General features: G+C 71.3%; 14 protein-coding genes and 2 pseudogenes. 12 read left to right on the top strand and 4 right to left on the bottom strand.

The genetic code is table 11. The annotated features are described in order from the left end of the window. Window positions 1-57: 57 nt before the first annotated feature. Entirely contained in the window at window positions 58-1,056 is a 999-nt protein-coding gene (locus tag ACIP8W_RS17350) for an Acg family FMN-binding oxidoreductase (RefSeq protein ID WP_401948160.1), read from the bottom strand. 202 nt (window positions 1,057-1,258) lie between these two features. Here ACIP8W_RS17350 and ACIP8W_RS17345 point away from each other — a divergent pair, with 202 nt between their 5' ends. From ACIP8W_RS17345 to ACIP8W_RS17330, 4 genes are read left to right on the top strand one after another with little or no spacing between them, the layout of a single operon-like run. Then, window positions 1,259-1,942, top strand: a complete 684-nt coding sequence (locus ACIP8W_RS17345) for a CBS domain-containing protein (RefSeq protein ID WP_402149833.1) — start codon at window positions 1,259-1,261, stop codon at window positions 1,940-1,942. Beyond that, window positions 1,939-2,814 (top strand): universal stress protein, encoded by an 876-nt coding sequence (locus tag ACIP8W_RS17340; RefSeq protein ID WP_401948164.1) that lies wholly within the window; start codon window positions 1,939-1,941, stop codon window positions 2,812-2,814. Before ACIP8W_RS17345 ends, ACIP8W_RS17340 begins: the two co-directional genes overlap by 4 nt. A 52-nt stretch (window positions 2,815-2,866) precedes the next feature. Next, on the top strand, window positions 2,867-3,913 hold the full coding sequence (locus ACIP8W_RS17335; protein ID WP_401948167.1) for an alcohol dehydrogenase catalytic domain-containing protein: 1,047 nt from the start codon (window positions 2,867-2,869) through the stop codon (window positions 3,911-3,913). Window positions 3,914-3,941: 28 nt separating this feature from the next. Continuing rightward, on the top strand, window positions 3,942-4,727 hold the full coding sequence (locus tag ACIP8W_RS17330) for a helix-turn-helix domain-containing protein (protein WP_401948170.1): 786 nt from the start codon (window positions 3,942-3,944) through the stop codon (window positions 4,725-4,727). Here ACIP8W_RS17330 and ACIP8W_RS17325 read toward each other — a convergent pair. Beyond that, window positions 4,693-4,953, bottom strand: a complete 261-nt coding sequence (locus tag ACIP8W_RS17325; protein ID WP_401948173.1) for a DUF1876 domain-containing protein — start codon at window positions 4,951-4,953, stop codon at window positions 4,693-4,695. The two genes, ACIP8W_RS17330 and ACIP8W_RS17325, sit on opposite strands and share 35 nt — an antisense overlap. 110 nt (window positions 4,954-5,063) lie before the next feature. Here ACIP8W_RS17325 and ACIP8W_RS17320 point away from each other — a divergent pair, with 110 nt between their 5' ends. Then, entirely contained in the window at window positions 5,064-6,842 is a 1,779-nt protein-coding gene (locus ACIP8W_RS17320) for a GAF domain-containing protein (protein WP_401948175.1), read from the top strand. A gap of 78 nt (window positions 6,843-6,920) precedes the next feature. Here the strand turns inward: ACIP8W_RS17320 and ACIP8W_RS17315 are convergent. Further along, a pseudogene (locus tag ACIP8W_RS17315) lies at window positions 6,921-7,526 on the bottom strand (universal stress protein). Between the two features lie 254 nt (window positions 7,527-7,780). Between ACIP8W_RS17315 and ACIP8W_RS17310 the strand changes: the two are divergent. From ACIP8W_RS17310 to ACIP8W_RS17300, 3 genes are all read left to right on the top strand, one after another. Then, on the top strand, window positions 7,781-8,173 hold the full coding sequence (locus ACIP8W_RS17310) for a DUF6328 family protein (protein ID WP_402149839.1): 393 nt from the start codon (window positions 7,781-7,783) through the stop codon (window positions 8,171-8,173). Between the two features lie 672 nt (window positions 8,174-8,845). Beyond that, window positions 8,846-9,160, top strand: coding sequence for a hypothetical protein (locus ACIP8W_RS17305; RefSeq protein WP_402203561.1), 315 nt, complete (start codon window positions 8,846-8,848; stop codon window positions 9,158-9,160). 112 nt (window positions 9,161-9,272) lie between these two features. Beyond that, window positions 9,273-9,857: a hypothetical protein gene (locus tag ACIP8W_RS17300; protein ID WP_402203559.1), complete on the top strand. Its 585-nt coding sequence runs from the start codon at window positions 9,273-9,275 to the stop codon at window positions 9,855-9,857. Window positions 9,858-9,887: 30 nt separating this feature from the next. On the opposite strand, the gene ACIP8W_RS17295 is transcribed toward ACIP8W_RS17300, so the two are convergent. Then, window positions 9,888-10,607, bottom strand: coding sequence for a trypsin-like serine protease (locus ACIP8W_RS17295; protein WP_402203557.1), 720 nt, complete (start codon window positions 10,605-10,607; stop codon window positions 9,888-9,890). Window positions 10,608-10,685: 78 nt separating this feature from the next. Between ACIP8W_RS17295 and ACIP8W_RS17290 the strand changes: the two genes are divergently transcribed. From ACIP8W_RS17290 to ACIP8W_RS17275, 4 genes and pseudogenes are all read left to right on the top strand, one after another. Beyond that, window positions 10,686-11,420 (top strand): hypothetical protein, encoded by a 735-nt coding sequence (locus ACIP8W_RS17290; protein WP_402203556.1) that lies wholly within the window; start codon window positions 10,686-10,688, stop codon window positions 11,418-11,420. Then, complete coding sequence (locus tag ACIP8W_RS17285) at window positions 11,354-12,103, top strand: DUF1775 domain-containing protein (protein ID WP_402203554.1); 750 nt, start codon at window positions 11,354-11,356, stop codon at window positions 12,101-12,103. The genes ACIP8W_RS17290 and ACIP8W_RS17285 overlap by 67 nt, the downstream gene beginning before the upstream one ends. A 264-nt stretch (window positions 12,104-12,367) precedes the next feature. After that, window positions 12,368-13,768: a hypothetical protein gene (locus ACIP8W_RS17280; RefSeq protein WP_402203552.1), complete on the top strand. Its 1,401-nt coding sequence runs from the start codon at window positions 12,368-12,370 to the stop codon at window positions 13,766-13,768. Window positions 13,769-13,782: 14 nt separating this feature from the next. Then, window positions 13,783-14,618, top strand: a pseudogene (locus tag ACIP8W_RS17275) (aminoglycoside phosphotransferase family protein); the annotation flags it as partial. Between the last annotated feature and the right edge of the window lie 222 nt (window positions 14,619-14,840).

The following is a 14,840-nucleotide window of genomic DNA, read 5'->3' as shown; positions in this document are numbered from 1 at the left end:
CTTCCTCGAAACGGTTGCCGGTCTTGCGAAAACGGCTGCCGGTCTTGTCGGTGCCGGTCAGCCCGGTCGGTCCTGGATCGTCAGTACCTCCCGTACGGGGCGGCGTGGCGTGCGGGGTCCCCGGGGGCCGTATCCCAGCCGGAGAATCATCTGGGCGTGTCCGGCGCCCGAGACCGGGTCGCGCAGCAGCCACCGCAGGTCCGGCCGTTCGATGGCCTGGGTGGCGAAGGAGGCGACCAGCCCGTGCAGGGTGGCCGTCAACAGGACGAGCTCCAGTGCCTGGCCCGCTCGCAGCCAGTCGGCGGGGCCGTCCGCCGGTGTGCTCAGCAGCGCCAGGTGGGGATGTTTCTCGAAGTCGGCCAGTGGGCGGCCGGGGTGGGCGGTCCGGCCCGCGAAGTCACGGGTGGGCGCCGCTCCGCCCCGCTTGCGCGGCCCGAGGGCGTAGTCCGGCACCCCGTCGGTGGGCGCCTCGGTGTGGGTGTCCCGGGTCCAGTGCTCCGTCTCCGCGTTCTTGTCGGCGTCCATGAGGTCGTAGCCCTCGGCGTCGCGGGTTAGATCCAGTACGGCCTGGAGGTGCGGTCCCCGCAGAAAGGCGAGTTCGGCGCCCTCCGTACGGGCGGCGTGGCGGAGCGCGGTCCTGACGTCCTGCGGTATCTCCTGGTCGGTGAAGGGGTACCGGCTGGTGTGGCGGTCCCGGATGGCCGGGTACAGCCCGGCCGGTTCGCCGGGTGGCCCGGTCGACGGCGCGTCGGTTCGTACGGTCGCCAGCAGCTCCGGAACCGCCGGGTCGGGCAGGAGTGCCGTCACCGGGTTCCGGCCCGCGTGCGCGACGGCGACCCGCAGGTTCAGCAGGGCCGCGCCGCAGCCGATGTGCAGGCCGCGCCTGGTGGGGTCCGCGTACGGCATGACGCGCTCGGGATCCGCGAAGAGCGCGAAGCCGCCGTCGCCCGTCGTGTAGCGGAACCGCCACGGCTGCGCGTTGTGCATCGACGGCGCGGCTGTGGCGTCGGATACGAGACCGGTCACCGTCGTCGTGTCGAGTCCTTGTGCGAGCACGGGTGCCTCCCAGGTGATTTCCGTCCCTGCCTCCACCGTGGCGGCCTGACGGGGATCCCGGCAGGGGCCGGTGGGGCCCCGCCGCGAGACCACTCGGCCCCCGCGGGGGCCGAGTGGCTCATGCCGCGCGGTCGCGACGGCGCGGACCCTGGAGGGGCGGCCGCGGCTGCCGCGGTCAGCGGCCTGGGAAGGGAGTGAGGACATGGAACACCGGAGAATCGGTGAACTCATGACCCGCGATGTCGTCACCGTACGACTCGGTACACCGTTCAAGGAGATCGCCAGGGCGCTGACGGACAACGGAGTGAGTGCCGTGCCGGTACTCGACGAGGCGGGCCGCCCGGCCGGGCTCGTGTCCGAGGCGGATCTGCTGCGCAAAGCGGCCGGCCGGCCCGATCCGTCGGGGCTGACGCCCCTGCCCCGCTTCGAGGCGTGGGAGCGCGCCAGGGCCGAGGGCAGTACCGCCGAGGAGATCATGTCCGCTCCGGTGATCTGCGCGCGTCCTGAGTGGACCGTGGTGGAGGCCGCCCGTCTCATGGCGGTGCAGAACGTCAAACGGCTGCCCGTGGTGGACGAGGCGGACCGGCTGCTGGGCATCGTCAGCCGCCGTGATCTGCTGCGGGTGTTCCTGCGGCAGGACCACGCCATCCGGGAGGAGATCTCCCACGACGTCCTGGCGGGAACGCTGGGACTGGCACCCGGCGCCGTCACAGCAGACGTCAAGGAGGGCCAGGTGACACTGCGCGGCACAGTGGCGGAACGGCGCCTGATCCCCGTGCTGGTACGGCTGTGCGCCGGCGTCGACGGCGTCGTCTCGGTCACCCCCGAACTCACGCACCCGGCGGGCGCCACCAGTGGGGCTCGCGGTGGAGGGGCCCGGTCATGAACCCCGTCGTCACCGTGGGGCTGGACGGCACCCCGGAATCGCTGTCCGCCGCCCACTGGGCCGCGCGGGAAGCCGAGTCCCGGGGCGCGACCCTGCGTCTGCTGCACGCGTGGGTGCTGCTGGACACCGAACCGGCCGAGGGAAAACCGGCGAGCGCTCGGCACTACGACCAGAACTACTGGTCCGAGCGGATCCTGCGGGAGGCACTCGCCACGGTGGAGGAACACTGCCCGGAGCTGTCCATCGTCGAGGAACTGGTGGCTGTGGACCCGGTGCACGCCCTCCTCGAAGCCGCCGCCGAGTCGGAGCTGCTGGTCCTAGGTTCCCGGGACCTGGCACCCCTGGCCGGCTACTTCCTGGGGGACATCGGCATGAACGTCATGGCACGCTCCGTCACCCCGACGGCTCTCGTCCGGGCCGGCCAGGACACCGTGCCCGGCCCGGACGACGGCGAGGTGGTGGTGGCGCTGGGACTGCGCGGGCCCTGCGACGAACTGCTCGCGTTCGCCTTCGACAGCGCTGCCCGGCGCGGTGCCGTGCTGCGCGCCGTCCACGGCAGGAACCTTCCCGCGCCCGCGTGCACCCGGGGTGGCCCGGATCCGTACCCCACCGAGGAAGCGGCGAAGGACGCCGGGCGGGAACTGGCCGAGGCCCTGCGTCCCTGGCGCGAGAAGTTCCCCGGTGTACGCACGACCGACACCGTACGGATGGAGAGCCCGGCCCGCGCGGTGGTCCGGGGCGCCGCGGGCGCCGGACTGCTTGTCGTCGGCCGCCGCAGGACCAGACCCGTGTTCGCGCCCAAGGTCGGGCACGTTCTCTCGGCGGCAGTGCACCACGCGGCCTGCCCGGTGGTGATCGTCCCGTACGGATGAGCCACGGAGCCTGCCGGGGCGCAACCGCACTTAGTACAGCAGGAGGCACATCATGAAGGCACTCGTCTTTCACGGTCCCGGACAGTCCTCCTGGGACAACGTCCCCGACGCCGCGATCACGGACCCGTCCGACGCGATCATCCGGGTCGACGCCACCACCATCTGCGGCACCGATCTCCACATCCTCAAGGGGGATGTCCCCGAAGTCGCCGCCGGTACCGTGCTCGGGCACGAAGCGGTGGGGGAAGTGGTGGAGGTGGGGCGCGAGGTACGTTCCGTACGTCCCGGGGACCGGGTGCTGGCCTCCTGTATCTCGGCGTGCGGACGCTGCCGGTTCTGCCGTGAGGCCCGTTACGGGCAGTGTCTCGGCGGCGGGGGCTGGGTGCTGGGCCATCTGATCGACGGCACCCAGGCCGAGTACGCCCGGCTGCCTTTCGCCGACCTCGGCGTCCATCCCCTGCCGGCCGCCCTGGACAGCGGGGACGCCGTGCTTCTCGCCGACATCTTCCCGACCGCCTACGAAGTCGGGGTGCTGAACGGCTCTGTGCGGCCCGGCGATACCGTCGTGGTGGTCGGCGCGGGACCGATCGGGCTGGCCGTGATCGCGACGGCCCGGCTGTTGAGTCCCGGCCGGATCATCGCGGTCGACCTGGCACCGTCCCGCCTGGAGCACGCGCGCCGGCTCGGCGCCGACGCCGTCGCGAACGCCGCCGAGGACCCCGAGAGCCTGGTCCGTGAGCTGACCGCGGGCGCCGGAGCGGATGTGACCATCGAGGCGGTGGGCGTGCCGGAGAGCTTCGAGATGTGCACACGGATGGTGCGCCCCTGCGGCCACGTCGCCAACATCGGGGTCCATGGCAAACCGGCGGTGCTCCATCTCGAAGACCTCTGGATCAAGGACCTCACCCTGACCACCGGTCTGGTGGACACCTCTTCCACGCCCATGCTGCTGGGTATGGCGGCCGCGGGACGGCTGCCCGCCTCCTCACTGGTCACGCACCGTTTCGCCCTCGACCGGATGGAGGAGGCGTACGGCGTGTTCTCGGCCGAGACCGACAGCGGAGCCCTGAAAGTCGTACTGGAACGTACCGCCGCGTGACGAAGGCGGCCGGAGAAAGGCGGGCACCATGCCGGAGAAACCGGAAGCCACCGGAGGCCCCGAAGGCCCGGAGAACACGCGGGCACGGTCCGACCTGGGCCGCCGGGCCGTGGCACGGCGTACGGAGCTGGGGCTCACGCGCGAGGACGTGGCGTTGCGGGCGGGCTCGGCCCCCGGATACATCCAGTATCTGGAGGAGGGATCGGCGGCGCCTGGCACCGGCTTTCTGCTGCGCCTGGCGGACGCGCTGGAGACCACCGCCGAGGAACTGGTGGGTGCCACGGCCGATCTGCCGGTCGGTGTCGGCAGGGCGGGCCTTCACCCGGTACCCGTCCCGCTGAGTCCCGAGGAGTGCCATACGCTCCTGTCGACCCGCGGGGTGGGCAGGGTGGTGGTGACCGTCGGCGGCGATCCCGCGGTCTTCCCGGTGAACTACACGGTCGACGGTGACCTGGTCGCGTTCCGTACGGCACCGGGTGCCGCCCCCGCGGCGGCGGTGGGCCGGTCGGTCGCCTTCGAGGTGGACCACATCGACGACCCCCTCAGCCAGGGATGGAGCGTCCTGGTCGTCGGCGCCGCGCAGGTGGTCACCGACCCGGGACAGGTGCTCCGGCTGGAGGAGCGGGCGCCCTGGGCGGGCGGCGACCGGGGACTGTGGATCGGCATTCCCCCGGCAGGTCACCGGAGGCCGGATCTCCGTACGCCACAGCCACTGACGTGTGCGTTCCAGCCGCCTGACGTCCCGGCCACCGGCCGGGGAGCCGCCCGCTTCCGTCACGTCAGACGGGCCGGAAGCGGGCGGCCAGTTCCATGATGTCGTCCGAGGCGACGTCGTGCAGGCGGATGGCGAGATCCTCCAGCGCGCGGCCGGCCGCGAGTTCGTCACCGATCTCCGGGACGGCACGGTCGACCGGATTGCGCCGGGCCACTCCGTTCCCCGCGATGCGCGAGGTGTCCCCGGTGGTCAGGACCGCGCGAGCCCGGGTGTTGTCGTCGTCTTCCGTGAGGTAGATCTGCACGGTCCACTGCTTGGTACGCATGGTTGGCACTCCTGTCGTCGCTCCCTCGGGCCTTCGGGGTCACACCACCGAGTCTTCGCGCCCCCGCGCGTCGGGGGTAGGGCCGGTCGGGTCCGGGATGCCGGGACGCCATGGGTCGCTACCGTGGAAGTGAGCCCGGGGAACGGGTGGCCGACCCCGGCGGAGGAAACGTGGGCGACAACCCGAGCGGACGGCTCGCCGCGGAGGGACGGCGGGCCGACACTCTGCCGGATGAGTTGCAGGCCCATCTGGACGCCGTACAGCACGGCACCCCCGAGTCCGTACAGAGTCTGCTGGAAGCCGTGCTCTCGATCGGGCGCGAACTGGATCTGGCACAGGTGCTGCGGCATATCGTGGAGGCCGCCGTGATCCTCGTGGACGCCGAGTACGGCGCTCTGGGAGTCATCGGAGAGGACACCGGACTGTCCCGGTTCGTCCCGGTAGGTCTCACCGAGGAGCAGATCCGGGCCATCGGACACTTTCCCGAGGGCCACGGGCTCCTGGGCGAACTGATCCGGCACCCCGAGCCGCTGCGGCTCCAGGAGCTGGCCCGCCACCCCGCGTCACGCGGTTTTCCGCCGCACCATCCGCCCATGCACTCGTTCCTCGGAGTGCCGGTGCGGGTACGCGACGAAGTCTTCGGCAACCTCTACCTCACGGAGAAACGCGGGGGCGAGGATTTCGGCAGTGAGGACGAGACCGTCCTCGCCACCCTGGCCGAGGCCGCCGGAGCGGCCATCGAGAACGCCCGGCTGTACGAGCGGGCCCGGGACCGGCAGCGCTGGCTGGAGGCCAACGCCGAGATCGTGGCAAGTCTGCTCTCCGGGGCGGACGAGACACAGGTCGTGCCGCTGATCGTGGACCACTCCCGCCGTATCCTCGCCGCGGACCTGGGGGTTCTGGCACTTCCCGAGCAGGCCGGGGACATCCTGCGGGTCGCGCTGGCCGCCGGGGTCGACGCGGATGCCCACGACGGGCTGGTGCTGCCCCGGGAGGGCTCCTTCGTGGGCGCCGCCCTGCACGCGCGGCGCCCACTGATCAGTTCCGACGTCGAGCACGACCCGAGGATCACCACCGGGCCGCCGAGGTGGGCGGGGCTCGGGCCCGCCGTCGCGGTGCCGATGGGCGCCGACGACGGGGTACGGGGCGTACTGCTGCTGGCCCGGGTGCGCGGCGGGCCTCCGTTCACCGAGACCGAGACGGCGCCGCTGCTCGCCTTCGCCGGGCAGGCCGCGCTGGCCATGGAACTGGCCGGGCGCCGACGCTCCGCCGAGCAGCTCACACTGCTGGAGGACCGCGACCGGATCGCCCGTGACCTGCACGACCTGGCCATTCAGCGGCTGTTCGCCACCGGAATGACGCTCCAGAGCACCATACGGTTCGTGGATCACCCGGCGGCGCGGGAACGGCTGCTGCGCGCGGTGGACGACCTGGACGAGACCATCAAGATCATCCGCTCCACCATCTTCGGCCTCCGCGCCCACGGCACCGGAGCCGCACGGCAGGGGCTGCGGCTGCGGATCACCCTGCTGGTGGAGCAGACCGTACGCTCCCTCGGTTTCACCCCCGCGCTGCGCATGGAGGGGCTCATCGACACGGATGTGCCGCACGAGGTGGGCGAACACGCCGTCGCCGTACTGAGCGAGGCCCTGAGCAATGTCGCCCGGCACGCGCACGCCACCGGCGCGGAGGTGGCACTGGTCGTACGGGACGGCCTGCTGACCCTTGCGGTCACGGACAACGGCGCGGGCATCGCGCCGGGCGGCCACCGCGGCGGCCTGGAAAACCTCGCGAGCAGGGCGGAGAGCCTGGGCGGGGAAATGACGGTCACCACACCGGGGAAGGGCGGTACACGGCTGGTGTGGACGGTTCCGATCAGCCCCCGCTGAAGCCGCGCGGGCCGTCGAGGACCCGGCTGTCGGCGGGGAACCACGGCGCGGGCCTCCGCCCGTGCGACGCCGCTCACATCATCGACCATCGGCACCCTGCTGCCCATGTTCTGCGGGAACATCCAGACGCTCACCACCCGCAGCGAGGTGCCGTGCGGCGGCGCCGTCCGCGCCGCGAACCGCAGCGTGCCGCGGTCCCCGTCGTCCCGTACCGCCGCGAGCACGACGCCCGCCGGGGCCTCGACCGCGTCCCGTACGACAACGACCGGCCCGCGCGCGGGCCGCGACACGGAGCCCGACCGAACCCAGCAGCAGCGCGCCGAAACCACCGAGCCCGCGGGAGCCGACCACGATCGTGCCCGCGCCGCCCGCGGCTTCCAGCAGGCTCTCCGCCGGCTCGTCCCGGCTCAGCACCGTGGACACGGCCACCTGGGGTTACCACCGCGACACCAGCGTCGCGGCATCATCGAGAACCTCCTTGGCGGTGTCCAGGACGCGATGGGACTCGTCGTGGGCCACGTAACCGGCCTGTTCGACGCCGATCGCGTGGACCACGGCCAGAGGCTGCTTCCGTGCCGCCGCCTCACCGGCCGCCCACAACACCGCCTCCATCGCTTTCTCCGAACCGTCGGTACCGGCGACCACCGGCCCGAGAGCGGATGTCTCCCGGGTAATGCTGTTCATGACATTGCCTCCAGCCGACGGCAGACCGCAGAGTGGAAGCGCCCCGTTGCTCACCCGGCTGTCCGCCGTGGCGGACAGCCGGGTGAGCAACGGGGCCAGACCCGAGGGTCAAGGGTCCCACTGCCCGGTATGGGCCTGCGCTTCACCCGCATCGCTCCGCAACCGAAGCCATCGCACGCAGGGACAAGGAGAGGTAAAGCCGACCGCCGGTGTGCCGCGCGATGCGGCCGGGACGGCCGGAGAACAATGACCTCATGTCTCATACGCCTGTCCCGCCGGGTGACGGTCCGGCTCCGTCCGGCGGGGAGACACCCGCGGAGCGGGCCGACCGCAACCTGATCGAGCTCCTCCAGGAACTGAGAGTCGTTCGGACCGGCGTCCAGATCGTCTTCGCCTTTCTCCTCGGAGTGGCCTTCACCAGCAGGTTTCCATACCTCGACACCTTCGAACGCACCACGTACGTGGTCACCCTGCTGCTCACGGTGGTCTCCTCGGCGATCCTTGCCACTCCGGTCGCACTGCACCGTGCCCTGTTCCACCGGGGCGCCAAGATCCGAATCGTCGCGCTGTCCGCCCGGCTCGCCGAAGCCGGCCTGGTCTTCCTCGCCCTCGCGCTCAACGGGGCTGTCATGGCGGGGTTGACGTAGCCCGGTACGGCGGCGGCATGCGAACCCCCTCCTGTGGCAAGGCAGTTCAGGTGCGGCGGCAGGTAGGAGACAGCGACGCCGACGATGTGCGCCGCCTGCGCCGAGGACACCTCGGCCTTGCACGCCTGGTCCGTCATCGTCTCGTCCCGAACGAGACGCAGGGCGTCCCAGCCGTACATCGGAACCGCCGCCACGGCTATCGCGGCGCCCGCGCGCAGCCGGACACCGGGGCCCGACGTCGAATGCCGTGCCGGGCCGGCGCGGCGCAGCCGTATACGGCCATCGCCGCCGCGACGGCCAGGCCGATGAGAGTGATCGGCACGATCGCGACGGTGCTGGGCTGGTCATGGCTCGTGGGATCCCACTCGTCCCCGACGCTCCCCGTCCCCGGTATTGCGGTACGCGGCCGGTGTCGCGGTACGCGGGCAGGCGGCAGACGGGCCGTGAACCTTATCGCGCTCTGGGAGTGTGCCCAGGGCGTGAGCGAGGAGCAGCACGAGAACGTGCTCACGGCGTCCCAAAGTATGATATTTGCTGAATCGATCCTCTTCTGTTTCGGGCTGTCAGGCTGGTTCCCGTCAGCCACCGCTTCGGCTGTTCAGACCAGGCCCTGGCCGCTCCGTCCGCGTATCCACCGTGCGGCCACGCGGACGACCCGAAAATGGAGAACCAATGAGGCGTATCACCTTTGCCCTGGCCGCCCTTGGCGCCGCCACCGCGCTCACCTTCGGAGGAGCCGGCGGCTCCTACGCCGCGGTTGGGGGGGAGTTCATCTACACCAACCCCACCACCGGTCTGGAGACCATCGACAACCCCCGGCTCGGCCACTGCTACACCGTCACCGGCGACGGCCGCGCCCAGAACAACACCAGCAAGACCGCGCTCCTCTTCGAGAGGCCGGGATGTGTCGGCAGCCACGCCGAGGTGATCCGGCCGCACACCGGCGCCTTCGACGTGCAGTTCGCAAGCCTGGAGTTCATCGACTGATCGACTCTCAGCTCGGGCAGGCCCCCGAACCAGGGGCCTGCCGCTCGGGCCGCCTCATCGCCATGCCGGACCGTACGACGCCCGGCCGACGCGGGCCCGTGGAATGCCCGGAATGCCAAGCGGCTTCTACGACATCCTCAGCCCGCCGGGCCATCGCGAAAGGCTTCACATGTCCCGTTTCTCCCCGGCTTTCTGTCTACTCGCCGCCCTGTGCCTGGCGGCCCAGCCCGTGACCGCGTGGGCGGCGAGGGGCACCTTCACGTACACGCCGCCGCCCGCCTCACAGATGATCGAAAACCCTACAGCGGCGCGCTGTTACAGCTACCTCGACGCTTCCGGCCCCACGGTGAACGGGACCGACCAGGAGGCCGAACTCTTCAGCGGCCCGAACTGCTCAGGGACACGCCATGTCCTGGCCTCGACTCAGAGCCGGAAGGCCGCCTTTCGCAGCGTGCGGTTCACCGCCGATGCCATCGGCTACTTCTCCTACAGCGTCGCCTCGTCTCCGCGAGCGCTGGACAACCCGACGTCGAACCACTGCTTCGACATCGAAGGCGAGGGCAAGGCGTCGAACGCGACCGACGACCTTGTTCTGCTGTACGAGAGAACCGGCTGCGCAGGCACCCACACGGCAGAGATCCCCGCCCGTGGAACGGTCCGGAACAGCCACTTCCGCAGCGTCCTGTTCGCCAGTTGAGACCCCCCTCGCGGGACGGCGGCCCGGACGTCATCCCGCCGTGAGCTGCTCGTAGTAGGCGGCGGTTGTGCCAACCACGGTCCGCCTCTCTTCAGCGGACTTCTCGGGGCACTCACCCTGCTTGAGATTCGACGCGTGAATCACCGCCAGCAACTGGTACTTGCCGCCGACCTTCCGGACCAGGGGACCTCCGGAGTCTCCGTCACACGCACAGTGCCGTTTGCCCCCGGTCTGGACCTCGGACGACCCCTCACCCGCCCGGGACACCCCGACGTCCAAGGAGTGGATCAGCTTTCCTTCCGTGTCCTGAGGTGTCCGTCCGCTGCCGTACAGGGTCGCGTTCCGCTCTCTCTCAGGCTCCGTCCTGGAGACGGTCGGGATGCCGGCTCCTTTCATCCCGGCGGGAAGAACAAGCATGGCCACGTCCGTCTTACGGTTCAGAACACGCGCGTCCTTGGTCGTCGCGGACTGCTTGTAGTCGGAGAAGGCCCCCAGGAGTACTTGGAATTCCCCCTTGTGGACCTTCCCGGAGGAATCAGCGACGCAGCGCTCCGCCGTGGCGATGCGCGTTTTCGAGGTGAGAGCCCCGCTGCATTTCTCGCCCACAGGGTTGTAGATGGTGACGAACCACTGCACTTTCTCGCGTGCGATCGTCGGTGGTTTCCCAGTGAGGGGTATGAATGCGGTGGGGCCGCCCGCAGCGCCCACTGGTGGACATATCGGAAGCGCGTTCCAGTGATTCGGGATCATGGCGCATGATGGGGCCGCCATGTCATGCATGCGAGGTGCCCGCGCCGCGCGCCGAGTCAGCCGAGTCCGGTGACAGGCGTGCCGGCCGCCGCTGCCCGCGCCGGGGTGTTCAGCGTGGTGAGTACGGGGCTCGGGCTCACCGGGCACCACCTGGCATCGGGGCATCCGGTGCCCTGGCCTGGCACGGGAATCGCTCTGGTCCTGCTCTTCCTGCTGGCCGTTCCCGTTGCCCGCGGGCCGAGTTCGCTGCCCACGGCGATGGTCGCGACCGGTGCCGCGCAGGCTGCCCTGCATCACTGGCTCACACGGTCCTACGCGCACTCCGCGCGGGCGCCGCACTCGATGGACCGCCACGATGTCTCCGGCGGTGTGCACGAGGCGTGGCACGCCGGCCATCACGGGGTGTCGATGACCGCCGCCCATATCGCGGCGGCCCTGCTCGTGGCCTGGTGCCTCCAGCGGGCGGACACCGCCTGCCGGGCCCTGGGGGAGCTGGGCGAACGCGCCGGCAAGGTGATCGTCGGCTTTCTCGTACGGCTGGTTCCGGCCGTACCGCCCTTCGCGGCACCGCGCGTCCTGCGGCCCGCGGGGGCGTGGGCACAGCCGCCTCCGAGCAACTCCCTGGTGCTGGCGCACGCCGTGGTGCGCCGAGGTCCCCCGGCGGGCGCAGTCCCCGCCGTCCAGCAGTACGACCTCGGGGCGCGCCTCGGCGTGCCCGCAACACCGTTACCTCACAGGAGTCACCAGTGCCCCGTACCCACCGGCTGCCGCGCGCCGTGCAGCGGCTGTCCACCGTCACCGTCCTCGCCGTAGCGGCCTCACTCGCTCTCGCCGTTCCGGCGTCCGCCCATGTGGAGGTCGAGGTGGAAGGCGGCTCGGCCGTCGCCCTCGCCGAGAATGTCACCCTGGCCTTCAACGCCGAGTCGGAGTCGGAGTCGGGGATCACCAAGCTGGAGGTGGTCCTCCCGGATGGCATCGCGCCGTCCGACGTCAGCTACGAGGAAGGCCCCAAGGGCTGGAAGTACGCGGCCACGGAGCGGGGTTACACCGTGTCCGGCCCCGCGCTGGCAGCTGGTGAGGACGCCGAGTTCACCGTGACGGTGCGTCAGCTCCCGGATGTCGAGTCCCTGGCCTTCAAGACCCTCCAGACCTACAGCGACGGGAACACCGACCGCTGGATCGAACTGGAGAAGCCCGCGAGCGGAGTGAACGGCAACCTCGCGCCGACCCTCGCGCTCAAGCCCGCGGCGCCCGGCGCGAAGCCCATCGGCCCCGGCCCGGCCACCGAGCCCGCCCCGGCCACACCGTCCGCCCCGGCCACGAGCGCGTCGCCGAACACACCGTCACCCACGGAAACCGGCACCACCACCCCGGTGGGCAAGGGCGACGGCGGCTCGAAAACCGCCCTGATCATCGCTCTCGCGGTAGCCGTCGCCGCCCTCGTCGTCGGCGGCCTGTGGTGGTTCAGGCGCCGCAGTGGCGCGAGCGCCGCCTGACCGGAACCGTAAGGAGGCACGCCCCTGGCGGAGTCGGTGAACTCCACACCGGCCCGCCGGGGGCGCGAAATTCCGTGGCGGCCCCGGTCGCGCCGCTGTTCAGTGGGTTTCGAACTGGTGCAGGCTGGGGCGCGTGCCCTTTCCGACCGGTGAGTGGCATCACTGTTCGGACGACTGCCCGAGGGCCGGAAAACGTTGATGACATCCCCAACAGCCTTGATCCGAAGCTTTCTTCACAGAGGGCCGGCCATATGGCTGATACCGATGCTGTGGACTCTCGCCCTCGGTCTGTGGGGGCTGTCCCGGCAGGGCAGTGTGTGGCGGGACGAGGCCGCGACCTGGCAGGTGGCCGAGCGGTCCACGGGCGATATCGTGCGTATGGTGGGGAATGTCGACGTTGTGCATGGGCTCTACTACCTGTTCATGCATGGGCTCTTCGCCTGTTTCGGCCCCGGCACCGCGACCCTGCGGTTGCCCTCCGTGCTGGCCATGGCGGTGGCGGCGGCGTGTGTGGCGGCCATCGGGTACCGGCTGGCCGGGGTCCGGGTGGGACTGGCGGGAGGACTGGTGTTCGGGCTGCTTCCGGCCGTGCAGTTCTACCTTCAGGAGGGCCGCCCGTACGCACTGGTCGCGGCCGGGGCGGGGATCTCGACACTGCTGCTGGTGACCGTGGTCCAGGAACGCGGCCGGGCGGTGTGCTGGGTGGCCTACAGCGGTACGGTCCTCATGTGCGGGCTGCTGAACTGGCTCTCGCTGATGGTCCTTTCGGCGCATCTGGTGACCCTGGTCCGGGCGCGCGTCGGGCGCGGGGTGTGGATACGCTGGGCGGTGGCCTCGGCGGTCGCTGTGGCGGGTGTGCTGCCGTTGGTCCTCTTCAGTCGGAGCCAGTCCGAACAGGTCTCCTGGATACCGCCGTTGACCTGGCACATGATGATCGGCCCGGCGGTCCTGCTGGCGATCGGCGGGCTCGGCGCCCTACTGGACCGGCCCCGGACGGGCGAGTTGTCGGTGGCGGCTGTCGGGCTGCCACTGCTGGTGGTGCCACAGATCGGTCTGATCGGCCTCTCCCTGGTCCAGCCGCTGTTCCTGGACCGGTATGTACTGTTCAGCCTGCTGGGTCTGGCGCTGCTGATCGGTGTGTTTCCCGGCGCGTTGGCACGGGTGGCCGTGCCGCGTTTCCCGGGAGCGCCGGTGTGGATTCCCCCGGTGCTGGCCGCCGTCGTGGTGGTGGCGCTGCTGCCGCAGTCGCTGGCCAAGCGGTCCCCGGAGAGTCGGGTGGACGATGTCCTGGCGGTGGCGGAAGAGGTGCGGCGGTTGGAGAAGGCCGGGGCCGCCGTGCTCTACGTACCGGCGGCACGGCGGGACACCAGGCTGGTCTCTCCCGACGCCTTCGCCGGTCTGCGGGACATCGCCCTGGCGGAGGGCCCGGAGGAGTCCGGGACGCTGAAGGGTGTGGAGGCGGAACCCGCCCGGATTCGGGCCGCGATGCTGGACCAGCGGCGGATACTGCTGGTATCGGACGCGGCGCGGGTGGCGAAGCCGGTGGCGGGGGAGCGGGACCGGGTGAAGACCTCCGTACTGGCGGAGTACTTCACACCGGTGACGGACGCGCAGGTCCGTGGCCGGAGGATGAGGATGTACGAGCGGCTCCTGCCGGCCCGGTGACCGGAACGCAGCCCATCAGGAAGAGGAGGTGCGGTACGGGTACGGGGAGAGCGGTCGAGATCCCGGACGGTCCGGCGGCGTCGTACACCCGGGGCGGCGACGGGGCGGGGAAGGAATGGATCGCCGGACTGCCCGCGCTGGCGGCGGAGTTCCTGGACCGCTGGGAGCTGGTACGCGACGGCGCGGCCGGGGCGGGGGAAGCCTCCTGGCGCTGCCGGTCCTGCGGGCGGACGGCACCCGCGCGGTCCTCCGGCTCCAGCAGCCCCGGGAGGAGACCACCGCCGTGCTCATCGGGCTGCGGACCTGGAACGGCGACGGGACGGTGCGGCTGCTCCACGGCGATCCCGGGAGCGGTGCCATGCTCCTGGAGCGGCTGGACGGCTCCCGCACCCTGGCCTCGGTCGAGGACGACGACGCCGCGCTCGGCATCCTCGCCGGGCTCCTGACGCGGCTGGTCGCCGTCCCCGCGCCCCCGGGGCTGCGGAGCCTCGGCGATATCGCCGCCGGGATGCTGGACCAGGTGCCGCGGGCGGTCACGGCGCCGGCGGACCCCGACGACCGGCGGCTCCTGCGCGGCTGGGCATCGGCGGTCGCCGAGCTGGTGGGCGAGCCGGGCGCCCGGATGCTGCACTGGGACCTGCACTACGGCAACGTCCTCGCCGGGGAGCGCGCGCCCTGGCTCGCGATCGACCCGGAGCCGCTCGCGGGGGACCCGGGCTTCGACCTGTGGCCCGCGCTGGACAGCCGGTGGGACGACGTCGTGGCGAAGGGCGACCCCGCGCGCGTGGTGCGCCGCCTCCACAGCCGAGCTGGAACCGCCGTTCGACGACGGCGACCCCGCGCGCGTGGTGCGCCGGGAGGCGAGGAAGATGTCCTCGTCGCGGTTGCGGCGGTCGCCGGCTCGTAGGCGAGGTCGGTGACGTACCGGACGCGGGGGCCGGGCGGACGGCATGCTTTCTTCCGGTGACAAGGCCGGTGAACGAGGCTGCGGTGGGAGCGGGAGGGCCGCGGGACGGCGCGTTTCCGGCCACTGGCAGCTCATAAGACCAGCTTATGAGGGCATAGGTCCAAG

Source organism: Streptomyces sp. NPDC088554 (genome assembly GCF_044752945.1).
Classification (GTDB): domain Bacteria; phylum Actinomycetota; class Actinomycetes; order Streptomycetales; family Streptomycetaceae; genus Streptomyces.
This window is presented reverse-complemented; position numbering and strand designations above follow the sequence as displayed.

Excerpts from the sequence above, each read along its gene's own strand:
- ACIP8W_RS17345 (WP_402149833.1), top strand. The coding sequence starts at position 1,259 with ATGGAACACCGGAGAATCGGTGAACTCATGACCCGCGATGTCGTCACC.
- ACIP8W_RS17340 (WP_401948164.1), top strand. The coding sequence starts at position 1,939 with ATGAACCCCGTCGTCACCGTGGGGCTGGACGGCACCCCGGAATCGCTG.
- ACIP8W_RS17335 (WP_401948167.1), top strand. The coding sequence starts at position 2,867 with ATGAAGGCACTCGTCTTTCACGGTCCCGGACAGTCCTCCTGGGACAAC.
- ACIP8W_RS17330 (WP_401948170.1), top strand. The coding sequence starts at position 3,942 with ATGCCGGAGAAACCGGAAGCCACCGGAGGCCCCGAAGGCCCGGAGAAC.
- ACIP8W_RS17325 (WP_401948173.1), bottom strand. The coding sequence starts at position 4,953 with ATGCGTACCAAGCAGTGGACCGTGCAGATCTACCTCACGGAAGACGAC.
- ACIP8W_RS17320 (WP_401948175.1), top strand. The coding sequence starts at position 5,064 with ATGGGTCGCTACCGTGGAAGTGAGCCCGGGGAACGGGTGGCCGACCCC.
- ACIP8W_RS17310 (WP_402149839.1), top strand. The coding sequence starts at position 7,781 with ATGTCTCATACGCCTGTCCCGCCGGGTGACGGTCCGGCTCCGTCCGGC.
- ACIP8W_RS17305 (WP_402203561.1), top strand. The coding sequence starts at position 8,846 with ATGAGGCGTATCACCTTTGCCCTGGCCGCCCTTGGCGCCGCCACCGCG.
- ACIP8W_RS17300 (WP_402203559.1), top strand. The coding sequence starts at position 9,273 with ATGCCAAGCGGCTTCTACGACATCCTCAGCCCGCCGGGCCATCGCGAA.
- ACIP8W_RS17295 (WP_402203557.1), bottom strand. The coding sequence starts at position 10,607 with ATGATCCCGAATCACTGGAACGCGCTTCCGATATGTCCACCAGTGGGC.
- ACIP8W_RS17280 (WP_402203552.1), top strand. The coding sequence starts at position 12,368 with ATGCTGTGGACTCTCGCCCTCGGTCTGTGGGGGCTGTCCCGGCAGGGC.